Origin of the sequence: Leyella stercorea (assembly GCF_021531355.1) — a bacterium.
Taxonomy (GTDB): domain Bacteria; phylum Bacteroidota; class Bacteroidia; order Bacteroidales; family Bacteroidaceae; genus Prevotella.
The window spans coordinates 1-17,302 of the sequence record NZ_JADYTS010000004.1 but is presented as its reverse complement, the minus strand read 5'-3'; the positions used below and the strand labels follow the sequence as shown (position 1 = coordinate 17,302).

The window sequence follows — 17,302 nt, the reverse complement described above, 5'->3', positions numbered from 1 at the left end:
AGAACCAAACGTCCTGCCCGAATCCGGGTAGGACGTTTTTGTTTATTATAAATCACAGACAAGCTGTAAAAAAGTGTTTCAAATCTCCAATATTATATGTTTTATGGACTACCAACACATAGGTACAAAAAAATTATAGTACCTTTGTAAAAATATTATATATAAGTAATGAGAGTTAAATCAATTATAATTGCTTTTATCGCTTGCCTGTGCATAATTGCTGAGGTGTCGGCCCAGACAAGCGATTCGCTCATAGTAAACCAGTTGGAAGAAGAGGGCGTGAAGTTCTCACACAACAACAGCGTCACACTACTGATGAGCGGCCAGGAGAAATTTGACGATATGTTTCAGGCCATACGTCAGGCGCGTAGCAGCGTCCATCTGGAATACTTCAACTTTCGCAACGACTCAATAGCATCGCTCCTGTTCGACATCCTCGCCGAGAAGGCAAAGGAAGGAGTTGAAGTGCGCGCACTGTTCGACGGATTCGGCAACGACTCCAACAACCAACCGCTGCTCAAACGTCACCTCAAGAGCATACGCTCGCGCGGTATCGAGATATTCGAATTCGACCCAGTACGCTTCCCGTGGGTCAACCACGTGTTACACCGCGACCACCGCAAGATTGTGGTCATCGACGGACAGATAGCCTATACGGGCGGAATGAATGTGGCCGACTACTACATCAACGGCACTAAGCAGGTGGGCGAATGGCGCGATATGCACTGCCGCATTGATGGCGACGAAGTCAACACACTGCAAGCCATATTCCTCAGAATCTGGAACAAAACTGCCAAACAGAACATACATGGCGCAAAATATTTCCGTGGCACACATGGCGGGGATTACTTCAAAGGCCTTAAGCCCGACACTTGCTGCACAGCTGGTCATAAGACCGTTGGCATTATCAATCGTGAACCGCGTACGTCGAACAAGATTATACGAACGTTCTACACCAATGCCATCAACGATGCCCAGGACAGCATAAAGCTTGTCAACCCATATCTCACCCTCAACCACAAGCTGAAGAAGGCCCTTCGACAGGCTGTAAAGCGAGGCGTGAAGGTAGAAGTGATGGTTTCGGCACACAGCGACATCCCGCTCACGCCCGACTGCGTGTTCTACAACGTTCACAAGCTGATGAAACATGGCGTAAACGTATACATATACGAACCTGGCTTTCATCACACAAAGATTATCATGGTGGACGGACGCTTCTGCACCGTGGGCAGCGCCAACCTCAACTCACGCAGCCTGCGCTTCGACTACGAAGAGAATGCCGTTATTATCGACCGCTGCACCACCGCACAACTGTCCAAGATGTTCGACCGCGACAAGACGAAGAGCTTCCTGCTCACTCCAAACAAGTGGAAGAAGTTCCGCACACCGTGGCAGAAATTCGTAGGATGGTTTGCCCACCTGTTGGCACCGGTGCTGTAAATCCACCCTTCAGCGGTGGCATACTAACATTCAATAACAACTTAAAACAAGACAATGAACATAGAAAACATACTTCAAAAGCTACGCATCGACAGCCTTAATGCGATGCAGGAAGAAACATCCGACGCCATTCTACACTCCGACAAAGACGTTGTGGTGCTGGCACCTACCGGCAGCGGCAAGACTCTTGCCTATCTGTTGCCCATCGCTTCGCGCCTCAATGCAAGCAGCGACGAGGTGCAGGCGGTAGTGATTGTGCCGGGCAGAGAGTTGGCTCTGCAGTCGCACGAGGTTTTCCAGAGCATGGGCAGCGGTCTGCGCTCGGCTTGCCTGTACGGCGGTCGTGCCACAATGGACGAGCATCGACTGATAATGCGCACCAAGCCACAGATAGTGTTCGCCACTCCGGGTCGACTCAACGACCATATCGACAAGCTCAACATCAATGCCGACAGCGTGCGCTGGCTCGTACTCGACGAGTTTGACAAGTGTCTGCGCATGGGATTCCGTGCCGAAATGCAGAAAGCTCTGGAAAGCCTGCCCAACATTGAGCGCCGAATACTGCTCTCAGCTACCGACTCCGATGAGATGCCTTCGTTCGTTCGCATGCAGCGCACCATCAACATCAACCACCTCACCGACGAAGAGCAGACACCCGACCGCATAGGTCTGTACACCGTGCAATGTCCTGAACGCGACAAGCTCGGCACTCTCGATACATTGCTGCGCAGCTTCGGCAATCAGCAGACTATCGTATTCATGAACTATCGTGACGGAGTGGAACGCGTAAGCCAGTTCCTGCGCAACGATGGATACGTTGTCAGCGACTTCCATGGAGGCAAGGAGCAACGCGAACGTGAAGAAGCCATATACCGCTTTGCCAACGGCTCAGCCAACATTCTCGTCGGCACCGACCTCGCAGCACGCGGACTCGACATTCCGGACATAGCAAACGTTGTCCATTACAACCTGCCCGTGGGCGAAGACGAATACATCCACCGTGTAGGACGTACCGGACGCTGGGACGCCACCGGACGTGCATTCATGCTAATCGGTCCTGAGGAGCATCTGCCCGAATACGTAAAAGAGAAGACCGAGGAATACAAGCTCGACGACAACAGCAAGAAACGCGTGCCGTTGCCGCGCATGGCTACTATATATATAGGCAAAGGAAAGAAAGACAAGATATCGAAGGGCGATATCCTTGGCTATCTGTGCAAGACATGCGGAGTGGAAGGCAGTGATATAGGACGCATCGACGTTTACGAGCGCTATGCCTATGTGGCCGTAGAACGCAAGACGGCCGACCGCATAGTAAAGATATCAAAAGGCGCCAAAATCAAGGGAGTGCGCACTATTATAGAGAAAGCGTTTTGATGTCATTCACATCAACATATCCGTGCATAACGGCATAAATCGTAAGAGCAGAAACACTGCGAAGGCCAAGCTTCGACATAAGGTTCTTACGATGCGACACAATCGTCGGCAGACTCAAATTGAGTAGGTCGGCGATTTCTTTGTTTATATACCCCTTCACCACAAGCGACATCACCTCTATCTCGCGCGACGACAACAACGTAGTGTTCTCATTATGAACATGTGCCACTGGCGGCAGATTACGTCCATTGGCATGAGCATGCTGTTCGAGCATCAGGATGGAGCGAAGCAATTGCTTCTCGGGCTGATTGGTACAGATTGTATGGAACGAACCGAGAGCCGACGCATCGTCGACAGCAGAGCTTGCAAGAACGATAGTCTTATGGCGCATCGTCTGAAAGAAAGCCATATGGGCAAGCACTATGCGCATATCGGCAAAGTAATGAAAATAGCGTTCGGGATGGTTTGCCTCAAGTTCGGCAAACGATGCGTACGCGTCGATTTCAATCACAGGCATTACCGACTGCAATAAATGAGTCAACCCCAACACAGCGAGTGTGTTGGGGTCGACGATTGCTATACTTGGCTTTTTACAGATTTCGTTTGTCATTATTTCTTCCAAAAACGTGATGTAATATCAGTGAAATCATCGCCCACAGCACGCTTGTATAGACGCTGATTGGTGGTACGTTCCTTCAGACAGCCAAGATGCTCGATGTACGGACCGAGCTTGATGTAGTCGAAGTCGCGCTTGCGTATGCTCTTCGGAAACTGCTGTCGGCCGCTATACCACGCCACCTTCAGATTATCATGCTCACGATGCAGATACTGAGCAAGCTGGCTTACATATTTAGGGTCGGCATCGCCGCCCATGAAGCAGACGCAAGTTATCTCGCCACCATACTGCTTCATAAACTGGTCGAGAACCATCGGCGTAAGCGGTTGACCGATATTCTCCCACAGATATTGACTGTGACACCCGGGACAGCGGCACGGACACCCGGTGATGTTGATTGATAACGTCACCTCATCGGGTATCTCCTGGAAAACAATTCCAGTATTCAGATAATTCAGCATTGTCTATATATTTTTTAAAGGGATGTTTTTTTATTTACTTCAAAATTTAAGCCTCACTCAACTCCTTGTCCACCTCGGCATAATAGCGACGCTTTGCCTCTTCCTGGCGAGCCTGTGAGAAGTTGCTCACACGCTTCAGATAGCCGATGATACGTGTCATGTAGTCGATGTTCTTGCTGTGGCAAACGGGGCACTCCTTGAGATATCGCTTGTCAATATGTCCGCAATCGTTGCAGATAGTGTTAGGAATGTTGAATGTAAAGTAGTTGCATCCTTCCTTGGCAGCGATACGCAGCAGCTGACGATACTGCGGCTGCGAGAGATGCTCCTCAAGGTTCATATGCAGAGCCGAACCACCTGTGAGGTGCTCGATGTATGGAGCTCCGTGCAACTTGAACTTGTCAACGATGTTGAGCGAGTCGTCCTCTACTACATAGAAGTAGCTGTTGTAGCAGTCGCGCGGTACGAAATAGCCGTCCTCACGGTCCCACTTGGCATGCTTAACGCCCACATTCTCGGCTGGAATCATCTCGCAGTTGAACATAACCTCCTTCGAACGATACTGCTTATTGTACTTCTCTACGAGTCCCAACACCTTCTGTACAAAGTGCAGATAGTCGGGATTGTCGTTGATCTTAAGTCCCATGAACTCTGCGGCTTCAACAAGTCCGTTCACACCGATTGTGAGATACTGACGGCTCATATTGATGTAGCCGGCATCAAACAGCGGCAACATACCCTGCTTCTGCAAATCCTTGAGGTTCTCGTTGTATGCCAGCTGCACCTTATGGCAGAGATCGATAACCTCCGAAAGGTATTCGGCATAGTCAAGACCGTTCTTTACAGCATACTGTATGCAACGGTTGAGGTTGATGGTGAGCACGCTCTTCGAACCAGTAGACACGCCACCGGCACCGAGTGTGTAGCTGAAGCCGTTGTCCTGAATCTCGTTGCGCAAGCGGCAGCATGAGCTCAGCGAGTCAGCATTGTCACTCATATATGTGAAGAACGAGTGTCCCTCAGAGTACATCTCGGCTGTAAAGTCGCCCCACTCCTTATCAATCACATCGCCATCCTTGGTAAGCAACGCCATTGTCTCAACCGGGAATGTGAGCACAGCCTTGGTACGCTCCTTGTTAAACCACTTCATGAAGCGCTTCTGCAACCATGAAAGTCCTGCCCAATCAGGTCTTGAGCCGTCTGGGAATACAAATTCGCCAAAGAGACTTTCAAAGTATGGTTTGTCATAATAAGCCACATTCCAGAACACAGCTTGATAATTGCGTGCACCAGTAGGCTGATTGATTGAGTAAACAATCTGCTCGAAGCAGTCGGTTATCACCTTGTCGACAGTACGCTGCTTGAGTGAGAGGTCAACAACACGGTCCGGCTCCTTCCAGTAGTCAAGACCATACTCCTTACCTATGAAGTAGTTGAAGTACATAAGGAACTCAGGTGTAGCGCAAGCACCACTCAGCATGCTCGATACCATGAACACCATATTGACGAATCCGCCACAGAACGACTTGATGTTTGTCGGCGCTGTAGAGTTGCCACCGATAGGACCCGTACCATTTACAAGCCATGGATACATCGTAATTGAAGCACAATAGTTGGCCAGCGATGTCTCGTCGTTCTTATAAATAAAGTGATGTGTGAGCTTGTCGATATACTCATTGGCGAGGTCTTTTCCGTACATCAGTTTGATGCGGTCGATAAGCATGCGACGATTCAGACGAATGAAGCCCGACTTAGGCAATTCGCCGATAAGAGTGGCAATGTTTTTATGCTCAACGTTTGCATTTGCGTCAAACTTTGAACCAGTAGCGGCATTCGAAGCTTTGCAATAATCTGTCAAGAATTTCAACTTTTCGAGAGTCTCGCGGTCTTCATTGTGACGCTGACGATAGAGCATAAACGACTTGGCGACTTTATAATAATTCTCGCGCATAAGAGCCTCTTCCACCTGATTCTGAATATCCTCTACAGTGATACCCTCACTTATAGTTAAGTGACTGAGTATCTTTGAGATAGCACTCAAATCAACTGGCTCATCCACCGACTGAAACGCCTTGATTATAGCGTTCATTATCTTGTCTAAAGAGAAACGGTCTTGCGATCCGTCGCGCTTGGTTATTATAAAATCCTTCATTGTTATATTTAGTTTTTTAAAGTCAAATTTTTCAAGTCACAGTGATTGCAAATGTTTACCATTTTGGAAAACTTTTGAGATTTTCGAAAGCTAAAAGTTATCCGTTTTAGAAAACTTTCTTCAGTTTTGAAATGCAAAAGTTATTCGTTTGATGTCTTGGAAACGACTGCAAAGATACTACAAAAAAACGATACCTATATACACAAACAATAAAAAAAGCGGAAAAATTTTCCGCCTTAAATCTTGTTAATTTTCCCACAATTTTACAACTTCACCGACGAGATATCTACCAAGTTATTAACTATTGCATAAATGGTCAGCCCTGCCGGGCTGTGTATCTGCAACTTACGTGCAATGTTACGCCGATGTGTTATGACCGTATTCACCGATATGCACAGATGGTCGGCTATTTCCTTGTTGGTCATTCCCTGCACAAGGGCAACGATTACGTCCTTCTCGCGTTCGCCAAGAGCCTCCGAGCCTTCTTGGTTTCGACTGATCATATCTGAAATTTTAGCCGTCACATCACTCTGTTTCGACTTATGCTCAAGACGTCGCACAGCAGGAATGAATATCTGTTCCTCTACCTGGGCATGCAACGCAAGCCATTCCTCATTATTATATATATCATATAATGTGGCCGAAAGCTGGTTGTTGTGCAATCCGTCGCTGGGCAGATATTTGATGATGATGCTCTTCAACTCACGCAGTTTGTTGCCCTCCTGACTATGATGCTTCGAATACATGTCAATCTCGAAGTCGCCAACCGGCTTGCCTTCAAGCAGAGCCTCAACATAAGGATAGACCACTCGCTCCTCATGGCGCATGTGTGTGGTTATGGAACGCGCATATTCGTCATACAGTTTCATTATGAGACGTGCCAGATTGTCATTCTCATCAAGCGCTTCTGCAAGTTCCTTGCGTATGAACGGCAACTGGAAGTCAATATAATAGGCATGGCTCGCCTTAAGATACTGCAACAGAGTTGGCATCGACAATCGCGATGCATCATCAAAATCGCGGTAACCATTAATTGTAAAGTTCACCACCGCAAGGAATGTATATGTGTCTACATGCTGTTCCTCGCACACCTGACTTACTGTCTTATCGCCAAAACCGAGGCTGATGCCGAAGCTGCCAAGGCTCTGCAGAAGGTTGTAGTTGTCCCTGATAAGAGAAATCATCTTGTCCTCGGGCTCATACATTTTCTGTTGCTTCATGTTTGTCTGATTATTACCTGTGTATCTTTTTTACCTAAAAATTATGGCTGTACGATTATTGTAAAACAGCCATGCTATACATTATATATTATATAACAGGTGCAAAATAACAAAAAAACGACGAAACAGACAATCACTATATGTAGGTATTTTGAATTTTTTATTTACCAAAATTTAGGTATTGCTCACCTTTTTTATTCATAATACCTTTGCATTCGCAAAAAATCATTAAAAAACAAGAGAATTATGAAGACGACTATCGTTACTATGGCTTGCGCTGCAGCAATGTGTTCTCCGCTTGCCATTCAGGCACAGACAGTAGCAGCCGACAGTGTTATGCAGCATGCCAAGGGCAATCGCCTCAGCGTCGGCGGTTATGGTGAAGCTGCATTCAGCCGTAATTTCTATAGCGACTCAGGCAACCGCTACAGTTCGGCAAGCAGTCGCAAGAACGATCCAAGCCACGGACGTTTCGATATACCTCATGCCGTTATATATCTCGGTTACAACTTCGGCAAGGGTTGGACACTCGGAACTGAGATTGAATTCGAGCATGGCGGTACCGGTTCGGCAATAGAATACGAAGCAGAAGAGGCTATTGAGTTTGAGCAGGAACAGGAACGCGGTGGCGAAGTAGAACTTGAGCAGTTCTGGATTCAGAAATCATTCGGACGTTTCCTCAACGTTCGTGCCGGCCATATCGTAGTGCCGTTCGGCCTTACCAACGCTTATCACGAGCCACTCAACTTCTTCACAGTCTACCGTCCTGAGGGCGAGAACACCATCCTACCATGTACATGGCATCAGACCGGTGTGTCGTTGTGGGGTCATATAGGCGATTTCCGTTACGAAGCACAGATGGTTGCAGGTCTGGATGCATGGCAGTTCTCACGCGACCAGTGGATAAAGCCGGGCACAACAAAGCCGTTTGAATTTGAAACAGCCAACAAGTACGGCTTCTCGGCACGTATCGACAACTATACCATACCAGGCTTACGACTTGGCATTAGCGGCTACTACGGACAGTCTATGCACAACGCCGTTCCTCACGATATGGAGACCGGCAAAAACAAGAACATCAAAGGCAACATCTATCTTGGAGCATTCGACTTCACCTACAATGCCCACAATTGGGTGGCACGTGGCAATGCCGACTATGGATATGTGAGTGATGCTAAAACCATCAGCGCAATACGCAAACCTGGCACACAGTATGTAAAGCCGTACGAAAGCAACCAGGTGTTCGGTTCACATGCAATAGCCACAAGCATTGAGGTTGGCTACGACATCTTCTCGCAGATTGCAAAGTTGCGCGCCGACAGACAGAAGCTTTATGTGTTCGGTCATTTTGAGTATTACAACTCATGCATTGGCAGTTCGAAAGAATATACAAGCAAGAAGATTTTCGCCGGTGGCCTCAACTATTACCCCCTGCCGCAGGTCTGCGTAAAGGCTGAATACAGCTACCGCAAGTTCAAATCGCAATACAACGACGAGCCTGCTATTAACATCGGCGTGGCTTATCAAGGACAATTTCTATAACAGACAAGTCCTCTGGGCGACACATGACAATTGATACGAGGGCTCGCGCCAAACGATACGAAGGCTCGCACCGTATGAAACGAGGGCCCGCATCAATTGACACACATCCGCAAAAAATCTTCTATTACGGACGAAAACAAATAAACCAATCAAATAATTTAATAGTAAAAAAGATGAAAAAGATTCAGAATTTCGTGATGGCGTTCCTGCTTGGAGCCATGACAATTGGATTTACAGCTTGTAGCAGCGACAATGGTGGCGACGAGGAGTTCAACCTTCCTGAGGTTGGTCAGGCTACAACATCAGTAAGCAGCTCAGACAAGGAGATGCAGAAGGTGGCAAAGAACTACGTGCAGGCAGTTGTTTATCCTACATACCAGGCTCTTGCCTCTAACGCACGCACACTCTATAGTGCAGCACAGACCCTCTACAAGTCGGCTGAGGCAGGCACCATGACACAGGACGAAATTAATGCAGCATGTGAGGCATTCAAGAACACACGTCAGGAGTGGGAGCGCAGCGAGGCATTCCTCTTCGGTTCGGCAACAGACAACCAGCTTGACCCACATATCGACTCATGGCCACTCGACCGTGACGAACTTGAGAAAGCACTCAAGAACGAGACCCTTATCGCAGGTTTCAAGAGCGAGAACCCTGCCAAGTTTGTTTCTGAGCACAACACAGAGTTCCAGTCGGTACTTGGTTTCCATGGTATGGAGTTCGTGCTCTTCCGCAATGGTGCACATCGTACTGTTGAGGCTCTCAAGGCTAATGATACCGACGAGGGCGTGACATCAGTAAGGGGTATAGACGAGCTTGCCTTCCTTCAGGCTGTTGCCGGCGACGTTCGCAACATCACAGCTCTTCTTGAGTTCACATGGATGGGTAGCGCAGCAAGCAACGAGACAAAGGCAATCCTCAGCGGCGAGGGTAGCTACGTGTTCAGCACACTCCGCTACAATGGTCTTGCTTCAAATGGTACAATGTGCTTTGGCCAAAACTTGCTTTCTCCGTCGTCAACAACAGGCTATACCTCATGGCAGGGTACTATGAATCAGATTTTCGTAGGCGGTTGCTCAAACATCTGTGCTGAGGTAGCCGACCAGAAGTTGGGTCAGGCTTATCGTGTTGCTACCGGTCAAGGTGGCACAACAGAGGATGGCGAGAAGGAGTCTATCGACTATATCGAGTCACCCTACAGCCACCGTTCGTTCATCGACTATCAGGACAACATCTATTCAATCAAGAACTCTCTCTATGGCACACGCGACATCAAAGCCACAACACCTGTAGAGAATTCTATGTTGAGCCTTCTGAAGAAGATGAACTACTCAGGCTATAACAACCTTGTCAATGCCCTCAATGCTGCCATCCAGGCTCTTGAAACAGCCAAGAACAGCGGCAAATCGTTTGTTGAGGAGCCGGGTGCACAGCGCGTTAAGGATTGCATTGATGCAGTATCTGCTCTCGACGAGGAGATTAACAAAGCCGGTTCATGGATTAACTTGCAGGACGCTATCTAACACACATCAGTATTAAATACTTGCGTGGGTATGGCAGGTAATGTCATACCCACCTATTACGTTTGAACAACAAAATTATCTAAATACATTATGAATAAGAAAATTTACCTCTTCGGATCGCTGGCTATGTGCTTGTCGCTTTCAATGGTATCATGTTCTGACGATGATCCTACACCTGGCGGAAATGGCGAAGACCCAATTGAGTCTGACGCTAAGTATGTAGGTCAGGCAGTAGGCAACTTCTCTAAGGAGGAATGGTATCCTGGCGGTGAGCTTGGCACAACCGACAATGTAACTTCTGGTTGTTATGAAGACGAGACTCCTGCCGTAGAGCAGCAGGGACTGATTGACAACTTCAACGCTGGCGAGAAGTTCTTCGAGCGTCAGTTTACATCAGCAGCGTCAGGCTTTGGTGGTCTTGGTCCTGCTTCAGTACGCCGTTCATGTCTCGACTGCCATCCTAACTACGGACATGGCAGACGTATGGACTCTTACACCACACAGTATGGCAACGGCAACGGCTATCTGCTCGCCGTATATCATCCTACAGACGGAGCCAACAGCAACGATGGTGGTTTTGTGGCTGAAGTGACTGGTATGCCACAGACACAAGCTACAGAACCATTTAAGGCGCCAATAGATGAGAGTCAGATAAATATGCAATGGCATGAGGTGACAGCAATGGAGAGCGGATTGCCTATGCAGTTCCCCGATGGTGAGAAGTATTCGCTCATCTATCCTGAGATTACAATACCTCGCTCAGCCTTCCGCACAAGTCCTAATCCTTATGACACAGGCAACAAGGCTGTGGCTGTGCGTGTGGAGTCGACAATCGGCATAATGGGAACAGGTCTGATCGATGCCATTACCGAGGACGACCTCAAGGCACAATATGCATCAACAGCCAACTACTACAAGAACATTGCTAAAGTATCAGATGTAAGCGAATATGTAAACCCCAACTTCTGGGATGCCAATGCCAACGACTTTGCCGCCGGCGCATGGTATACAGCAACAATAGATGCAGGTAAGTATGCCAATGGCGAGGAAGGCAAGAAGATGGTTAAGCGTTTCACATATGCCTTGACACGTGCCACACTTCAGGACGGACCTGGAGCCAATGCCATCTGGAACATTACAAACGTGACACGCCCCGACCGCCCAAAGCTTTACACTACTAATGCTTGGGCAGCAGCAATGGCTGCCGACAAGGAGGTGATAGAGAAGATAAAGAAAGACCCGACGTCGCCGTTCTGGGCAAGCAGCGACGATGAGATAGCTACAAAGGTTGAGAATCTACTTAAGCCGAGTACTAACCAGTTTGACAACGAGTGGCACAACTTTAAGCCGGAGATGTCGGCTGACAAGTTCTACGACTTTATGGTATGGCATCGTGGCTTGGCCATTCCACGTGCACGCAACCTCAACGACGCTCGCGTTCAGCAGGGCAAGAAGGTGTTTAACGAGATTGGTTGCGCCAGCTGCCACCGCCCGTCATGGAAGACAGGCTCCGACAACTACTGGACTCCAAATATGATTGCCGACAAGAAGTTGCCACGCTACGCCAACCAGACTATCTATCCTTACTCGGACATGATGCAGCACAAACTCTACATGATCAACGACATTCATGGTTCATGGTGCCGCACTACACCATTGTGGGGTCGCGGACTTGCCGGTGTCAACGGTTCGGGTACAGAACGTCTGCACGACTGTCGTGCTCGCAACGAGATAGAAGCCATCATGTGGCACGCTTACTCAAAGAACTCGCATGCCTACAACGCTGCATTGAAGTTCTACAACTTGTCCAAAGCCGACCGCGACTCAGTTGTTATGTTCCTGCGTTCAATATAATACGACATTAAATACGCTACCAGCAGTAGCGCATACATCAGCCACACCTGCCTCGCGTTTATATGTATGCCATACATACAGGCGCCTGGCAGGGAGGCTATAAATCCAAGCGACGTGTTCATCAGCGTTGCCATCCATCCCACAAATGTTGCCACCACACCTTGCATCCACGCACAAAAACCTAAAGCATACATCACTATTGAGGTATATACAATAATCGTTGCCAACGGTATAGCAACAAGATTGGTCAGCAGAAAATAACACGGAAATGTACCGAAGTAGTACATCGACAACGGAGCTACGGCTATCTGTGCCGCCAACGATACCTTTACAAGCGACCACACCCACCCTATCACGCGCCAGCGACTGAGCCATACGGGAGTTGCCAAATTGCCCAATCGCATATTGAGCATCACGATGCCAAGCACAGCAAGAAACGACATCTGGAATCCGACATCCCAAAGACTCAACGGACTGACCACCAACTGCACCACAGCAGCAAAGGCAAGTGTATTGAGCGACACCTGTCGGCGACCCGTCAAAACAACGAATGCAAAAATGGTGAGCATTGTTGCCGAACGTAACACACTCGGCGGCATACCGACAAGAGCAGCGTAAGCCCAAATTGCTACCATGGCAAGCACCTGTCCCAACACACGCATGCGCCGATGAACAAATATCAGCGAGAGCAAACCGTATATCACACCAAGATGTAAACCAGAAAGGGCAAGCACATGCGATGCGCCCGAAGCAGCATACGATTGGCGCAACTCTCGCGTCAGCCCACTGCGATCGCCCATTGTCATTGCCGCAACTACAGCATAAGCCGATTCCGACATATTATGCTTTTCATTATGCGACAGCAACCTGTCACGAGCCGAACGCATCCCTATAAGCACGCGCTGCATTACGCCAAGCCTGCGCATACTCACTCTGCTTCTCTTCCAACTGTCTTTATTAATATATGTACGCGCTACAACACCATGTATATGCTGATAACGCACATAGTCGAAATGACCGTTCTGCAGTCGCCGACTATTGGTTATGGGCTTCAGCCGCGACACAACCCGCACACCATCGCCCACAGCCAGCCGCTGCACATCGCCAATGGCACTATCCTTTTGAAAGAAAGCAATTATACGTTGTCCGGCAAGTCGCCCTTCAGCCACAGCCAGCACACACCTTATAGTACGCTGCCCAACAACGGGCCGTTCCGCAACAACAGCGTCATACATCTCCGCACTCCTATTGATAGGCACATCCAACCGCTGCTCCACCCTACCTACATTCCATATACCCAGCACAAAAACGTCAAGCATCAGCAGCAATGTGGTCAACTTCTTACCATCCGCCTTCTTATACACCACAACAGTGGCGCACACCAATGCCACAAGTATCCAAAGCACCAGTCTTACCGACACGTGCCCATACAGCACATCTCCTGTCATAATGCCGGCAACCAGCACTATGGCAATGCGTAGAAACGGATACATCTGGGTGTTCATAGGTTAGGTAGTGTATTAGGATTATTGCAGTTTCGAGTTCTCTATCTTTTTAGGGCAGATGTCGCTCAGTTCACATTTGTCGCAATGTGGCTTGCGCGATGTGCAAACATAGCGTCCGTGCAGCAACAGCCAATGATGAGCACGTGCCAGGTCTTTGGCAGGAATATGCTTTACCAGCATCTTCTCTACCTTCAGCGGAGTATCGGCAGTACTCGGCACCAGTCCCAAACGATGACTTACCCTATACACATGCGTATCCACAGGCATTGCCGACTGACCGAAAGCTACAGCCTGCATCACATTGGCAGTCTTGCGTCCCACCCCCGGCAGGCGCAACAACGCATCAAAGTCATTTGGCACCTCACCTCCATATTCGCTGACAAGCATACGCGCAAGTTCAACAAGGTGGCGCGCCTTGGCATTGGGATAACTCACGCTCTTTACATATTCATAAATTTCAGACTCATCAGCCTCAGCCATAGCCTGTGCATCAGGATAATGCGCAAACAATTCGGGCGTAACCTGATTGACACGCTTGTCAGTACACTGTGCACTGAGCACCACAGCCACAAGCAACTGAAACACCGAACCAAACTCAAGCTCGGTGGTCACCTCGGGATGAAGTTCGCGAAAATAAGAGAGTACACGCGTATATAGTTCCTTCTTTGTCATAACTTAATGTATTGTTTAATACCAATAACAAAGTTACAACAAAAATACCGACAATCAACAAAAGTCAAATGGTTTTCTGATAGCTGTCGGATTAAAGACACGATAAAAAATCAAACATCAACGTTCAAGCATAGCCTAAAGAAGCTATAATACAACTTATTGCCAGATATATAAAACTACTGCGGCACAGCTCTCAACGAGTTGTGCCGCAGCATTATGTTTAACTAAAAAAATTTTCGTAATTAATGAAGATTCTCACGAGCCCTCATAGTTACCTGTTAAACAATCGTTCAATTTACCTTAAACCTAATAACTAAAAACCTAAATCTATTACTACTAACCTAAACAATCTATTAACCTTTTGACGATGCAAAGGTATGAAGATTTCGCTGTTTGCGCAAACAATCAATCAAAAACATTCATTTTTCTACGTTTTAATTGATTTAAAGCAAGTGAGCTGGGCTCAAATTTCATCTTGACCTATTCACAGATTCACCATTGCTAACGTTACCGCTTCGTTATTGCTACCTTACTAGCGTGAACTGCTCACAATATGGATATACACATCCCCAAAACGATATTGTCCTCATCTGCATTAAAAAACAGATGAGGACAATGAGAATGAGGTAAAAATTTAAACAGATGTGGTTCTGTGCAAAAAGAACGCCTAAAAAGGCAAAAAATAGCAAAATAGAGCATTTGTTTTGAGTTTCAAGTGATTGTGGCAGTCGTTGGCTTTAAGTGGCACAGACGAGGAAATGCGAAAAACGCAGATTTGAGAAATAGAAACGCTTTCAAATCATTACCTCGCAGAAACGCCCTAATAAGCATTTTTAACGGTGACGGTTCAAATTTCCACATTCTGCGTAAGTTTAGATTTTGCCATGCAGCTCTCATAATTTAATTTTGCACCGAACAAAAAAGTAAAGATTATGAGATGCACTTTCAAGACAGTCTTCTATGTAAATGGAAGCAAGGAGAGAAATGGAATTGTCCCTATCATGGGACGAGTGACTATCAACGGAACTATCGCACAGTTTAGTTGCAAGCAGAGCGTGACCAAGGCTATATGGGATGCCAAGGGCAACAGAGCCATAGGCAAGAGCAAGGAAGCCAAGGAGGTGAACTTTGCGCTTGACAACATCAAGGCTCAAATCGCCAAGCATTACCAGCGACTTTCCGACCGTGAGGCGTTCGTTACTGCTGAAATGGTGAGAAACGCCTATCAAGGCATAGGCACCGAATACGAGACCTTGCTCAGAGCTTTCGACAAGGAGAACGCAGCCTTTGCCAAACGTGTAGGCAAGGACAGAGCCAAGAACACTTACAACAAGTATCTTGTGGTGAGAAAGTACGTTGCCGAGTTCATCAAGTATCAGTACAAGCGCAGCGATATGTCCATGAATGAGCTTACCGAGGAGTTTATCCGTGACTATTGCCTTTACTTGAAAAATGTGGTAGGGCTTGCGCAGTCCTCCATTTGGATTTACTCCATACCTCTGAAACATATCGTCACGGCGGCACACTACAACGGCAAGATACCGAGAAATCCGTTTGCCATGTACCACGTTGATCCAGACCACAAGGAACGTGAGTTCTTGACCTTGGACGAGCTTACCGCCATGACTGAGATAAAGTTGGAAGACCCCTACATGGCATTTGCGAGAGACCTTTTTATCTTTGGCAGTTGGACAGGTATAGCTTTCATCGACATCAAGAACTTGACGGAAGATAACATCAGCATGGTAAACGGTGCTCCTTGGATAGTGTCCAAGCGTCAGAAGACAGGCGTACCGTTCCAAATCAAGCTGATGGATATTCCCATGCAGATTGTTGAGAGATACAAGTCTTTCAGAAAAGACAACCACTTGTTCAATATCGGCAATCTTGACAGCATTAACAAGCGCATCAAGAAAGTTGCTGCAATGTGTGGTATAAAGAAGCATGTATCATTTCATGTCTCACGTCATAGTTGGGCAGTTTTAGCCTTGGAGTATGGTATGCCGATAGAGAGCGTGAGCAAGATTCTTGGTCACACGAATATCACCACAACACAGATATACGCCAAGGTGACAAGCACAAAACTTGACCATGACATATCTGTCTTTGAAAGTCGAATCAAGGGGTATTTGCCTGCAATGGGAGGGATGGCATGAAACGGACTGTAATCACCGTGGATGGCAATGGAAGGCTTTCCATTCCGTCCAACTTGGAGGACTTGTGGATGAGTGAGAGTGAGTTGATTGATATGCTTTATATCACTGCCCCGAAACTCAATGCTGTGATACGAGCTATATATAAAGAAGGTATGTTGTCTATGTCGGAAGTCCAACGAAGGGAAGAACTTTCCAAGGGTATTTGGCAAACGTTGTATGGATTCCCTATGGTTGTTGCCATTTGCTTCCGTCTAAACTCTAATGGTGCGGCACAACTTCGTGATGCCATCATCAAGAGATTGTACGGAGCAAAAGAGAAAACAAACATTGTCTTGCAACTCTATGGAGGGACTAATTCCTTTAGTTGAGAATGGTCGCTTTTTTGACGCTTCGATGATTCGCTGTCGTATTGACTTATTGACGCACTGATTCACTGTCGTATAGAAATGTGCTTGTAATTTGATAAAGAAGTATCCATGCAAAGAATAGTGTAAGCATATATACATTGATGTCATACGTTTTACATATTTATCGTATGACATATAAAAACGTATGACATGCAGGAATACATTTTTGTTCATCCCGAGGAATGGTATTCTATGTCCCCCATTCTTCGGGATTTATTTGTTTCATCCTTTGGACATAGCGAAAAACGAGTCGTTCCTTGGAGGCTTTGCGCCTCCAGCCACTTGGGCGAACCACCGCAGTGTTTTCTTTTACCTTTGCACCCAGGAATCAAGTTAGGATATTTGGTTAATGGGTGTTAAGGTGAACTATCTTTCTT

General features: G+C 47.2%; 13 protein-coding genes. 7 read left to right on the top strand and 6 right to left on the bottom strand.

The genetic code is table 11. From position 1 onward, the window contains the following. The first annotated feature begins 168 nt into the window (after positions 1–168). The gene (gene cls, locus I6E38_RS02320; protein ID WP_235392476.1) at positions 169–1,440 is read left to right on the top strand and encodes a cardiolipin synthase; all 1,272 of its coding nucleotides are present in this window, start codon (positions 169–171) and stop codon (positions 1,438–1,440) included. 54 nt (positions 1,441–1,494) lie between these two features. Next, entirely contained in the window at positions 1,495–2,817 is a 1,323-nt protein-coding gene (locus I6E38_RS02315; RefSeq protein ID WP_235392475.1) for a DEAD/DEAH box helicase, read from the top strand. Here I6E38_RS02315 and I6E38_RS02310 read toward each other — a convergent pair. The 4 genes from I6E38_RS02310 to I6E38_RS02295 all read right to left on the bottom strand — a co-directional run bounded on the left by I6E38_RS02310 (position 2,798) and on the right by I6E38_RS02295 (position 7,266). Further along, positions 2,798–3,427, bottom strand: a complete 630-nt coding sequence (locus I6E38_RS02310; RefSeq protein ID WP_235392474.1) for a helix-turn-helix transcriptional regulator — start codon at positions 3,425–3,427, stop codon at positions 2,798–2,800. The two genes, I6E38_RS02315 and I6E38_RS02310, sit on opposite strands and share 20 nt — an antisense overlap. Next, a complete protein-coding gene (gene nrdG / locus I6E38_RS02305; protein WP_235392473.1) occupies positions 3,427–3,894 on the bottom strand; it encodes an anaerobic ribonucleoside-triphosphate reductase activating protein in 468 nt (155 codons plus the stop codon). Before nrdG ends, I6E38_RS02310 begins: the two co-directional genes overlap by 1 nt. Before the next feature lie 46 nt (positions 3,895–3,940). Continuing rightward, positions 3,941–6,046 carry an anaerobic ribonucleoside-triphosphate reductase gene (gene nrdD, locus I6E38_RS02300; protein WP_262912307.1) on the bottom strand — a complete coding sequence of 702 codons (2,106 nt, stop codon included), beginning with the start codon at positions 6,044–6,046 and terminating at the stop codon, positions 3,941–3,943. A 263-nt stretch (positions 6,047–6,309) separates the two neighbouring features. Next, a complete protein-coding gene (locus I6E38_RS02295) occupies positions 6,310–7,266 on the bottom strand; it encodes a LuxR C-terminal-related transcriptional regulator (protein ID WP_235392472.1) in 957 nt (318 codons plus the stop codon). Between the two features lie 246 nt (positions 7,267–7,512). Here I6E38_RS02295 and I6E38_RS02290 point away from each other — a divergent pair, with 246 nt between their 5' ends. The 3 genes from I6E38_RS02290 (at position 7,513) to I6E38_RS02280 (ending at position 12,185) form a co-directional block, all read left to right on the top strand. Continuing rightward, a complete protein-coding gene (locus tag I6E38_RS02290; RefSeq protein WP_235392471.1) occupies positions 7,513–8,808 on the top strand; it encodes a hypothetical protein in 1,296 nt (431 codons plus the stop codon). Between the two features lie 173 nt (positions 8,809–8,981). Then, complete coding sequence (locus tag I6E38_RS02285; RefSeq protein WP_235392470.1) at positions 8,982–10,331, top strand: imelysin family protein; 1,350 nt, start codon at positions 8,982–8,984, stop codon at positions 10,329–10,331. A 90-nt stretch (positions 10,332–10,421) separates the two neighbouring features. Continuing rightward, entirely contained in the window at positions 10,422–12,185 is a 1,764-nt protein-coding gene (locus tag I6E38_RS02280; RefSeq protein WP_235392469.1) for a di-heme oxidoredictase family protein, read from the top strand. Here I6E38_RS02280 and I6E38_RS02275 read toward each other — a convergent pair. Continuing rightward, positions 12,128–13,690, bottom strand: coding sequence for a ComEC/Rec2 family competence protein (locus I6E38_RS02275; RefSeq protein ID WP_235392468.1), 1,563 nt, complete (start codon positions 13,688–13,690; stop codon positions 12,128–12,130). The two genes, I6E38_RS02280 and I6E38_RS02275, sit on opposite strands and share 58 nt — an antisense overlap. A 21-nt stretch (positions 13,691–13,711) precedes the next feature. Beyond that, positions 13,712–14,362 carry an endonuclease III gene (nth, locus tag I6E38_RS02270; RefSeq protein ID WP_235392467.1) on the bottom strand — a complete coding sequence of 217 codons (651 nt, stop codon included), beginning with the start codon at positions 14,360–14,362 and terminating at the stop codon, positions 13,712–13,714. A gap of 932 nt (positions 14,363–15,294) precedes the next feature. On the opposite strand from nth, the gene I6E38_RS02265 reads away from it, so the two are divergent. Continuing rightward, on the top strand, positions 15,295–16,518 hold the full coding sequence (locus I6E38_RS02265; protein ID WP_235392466.1) for a site-specific integrase: 1,224 nt from the start codon (positions 15,295–15,297) through the stop codon (positions 16,516–16,518). After that, positions 16,515–16,886, top strand: coding sequence for a hypothetical protein (locus I6E38_RS02260; RefSeq protein ID WP_118163905.1), 372 nt, complete (start codon positions 16,515–16,517; stop codon positions 16,884–16,886). Before I6E38_RS02265 ends, I6E38_RS02260 begins: the two co-directional genes overlap by 4 nt. Positions 16,887–17,302: the final 416 nt, after the last annotated feature.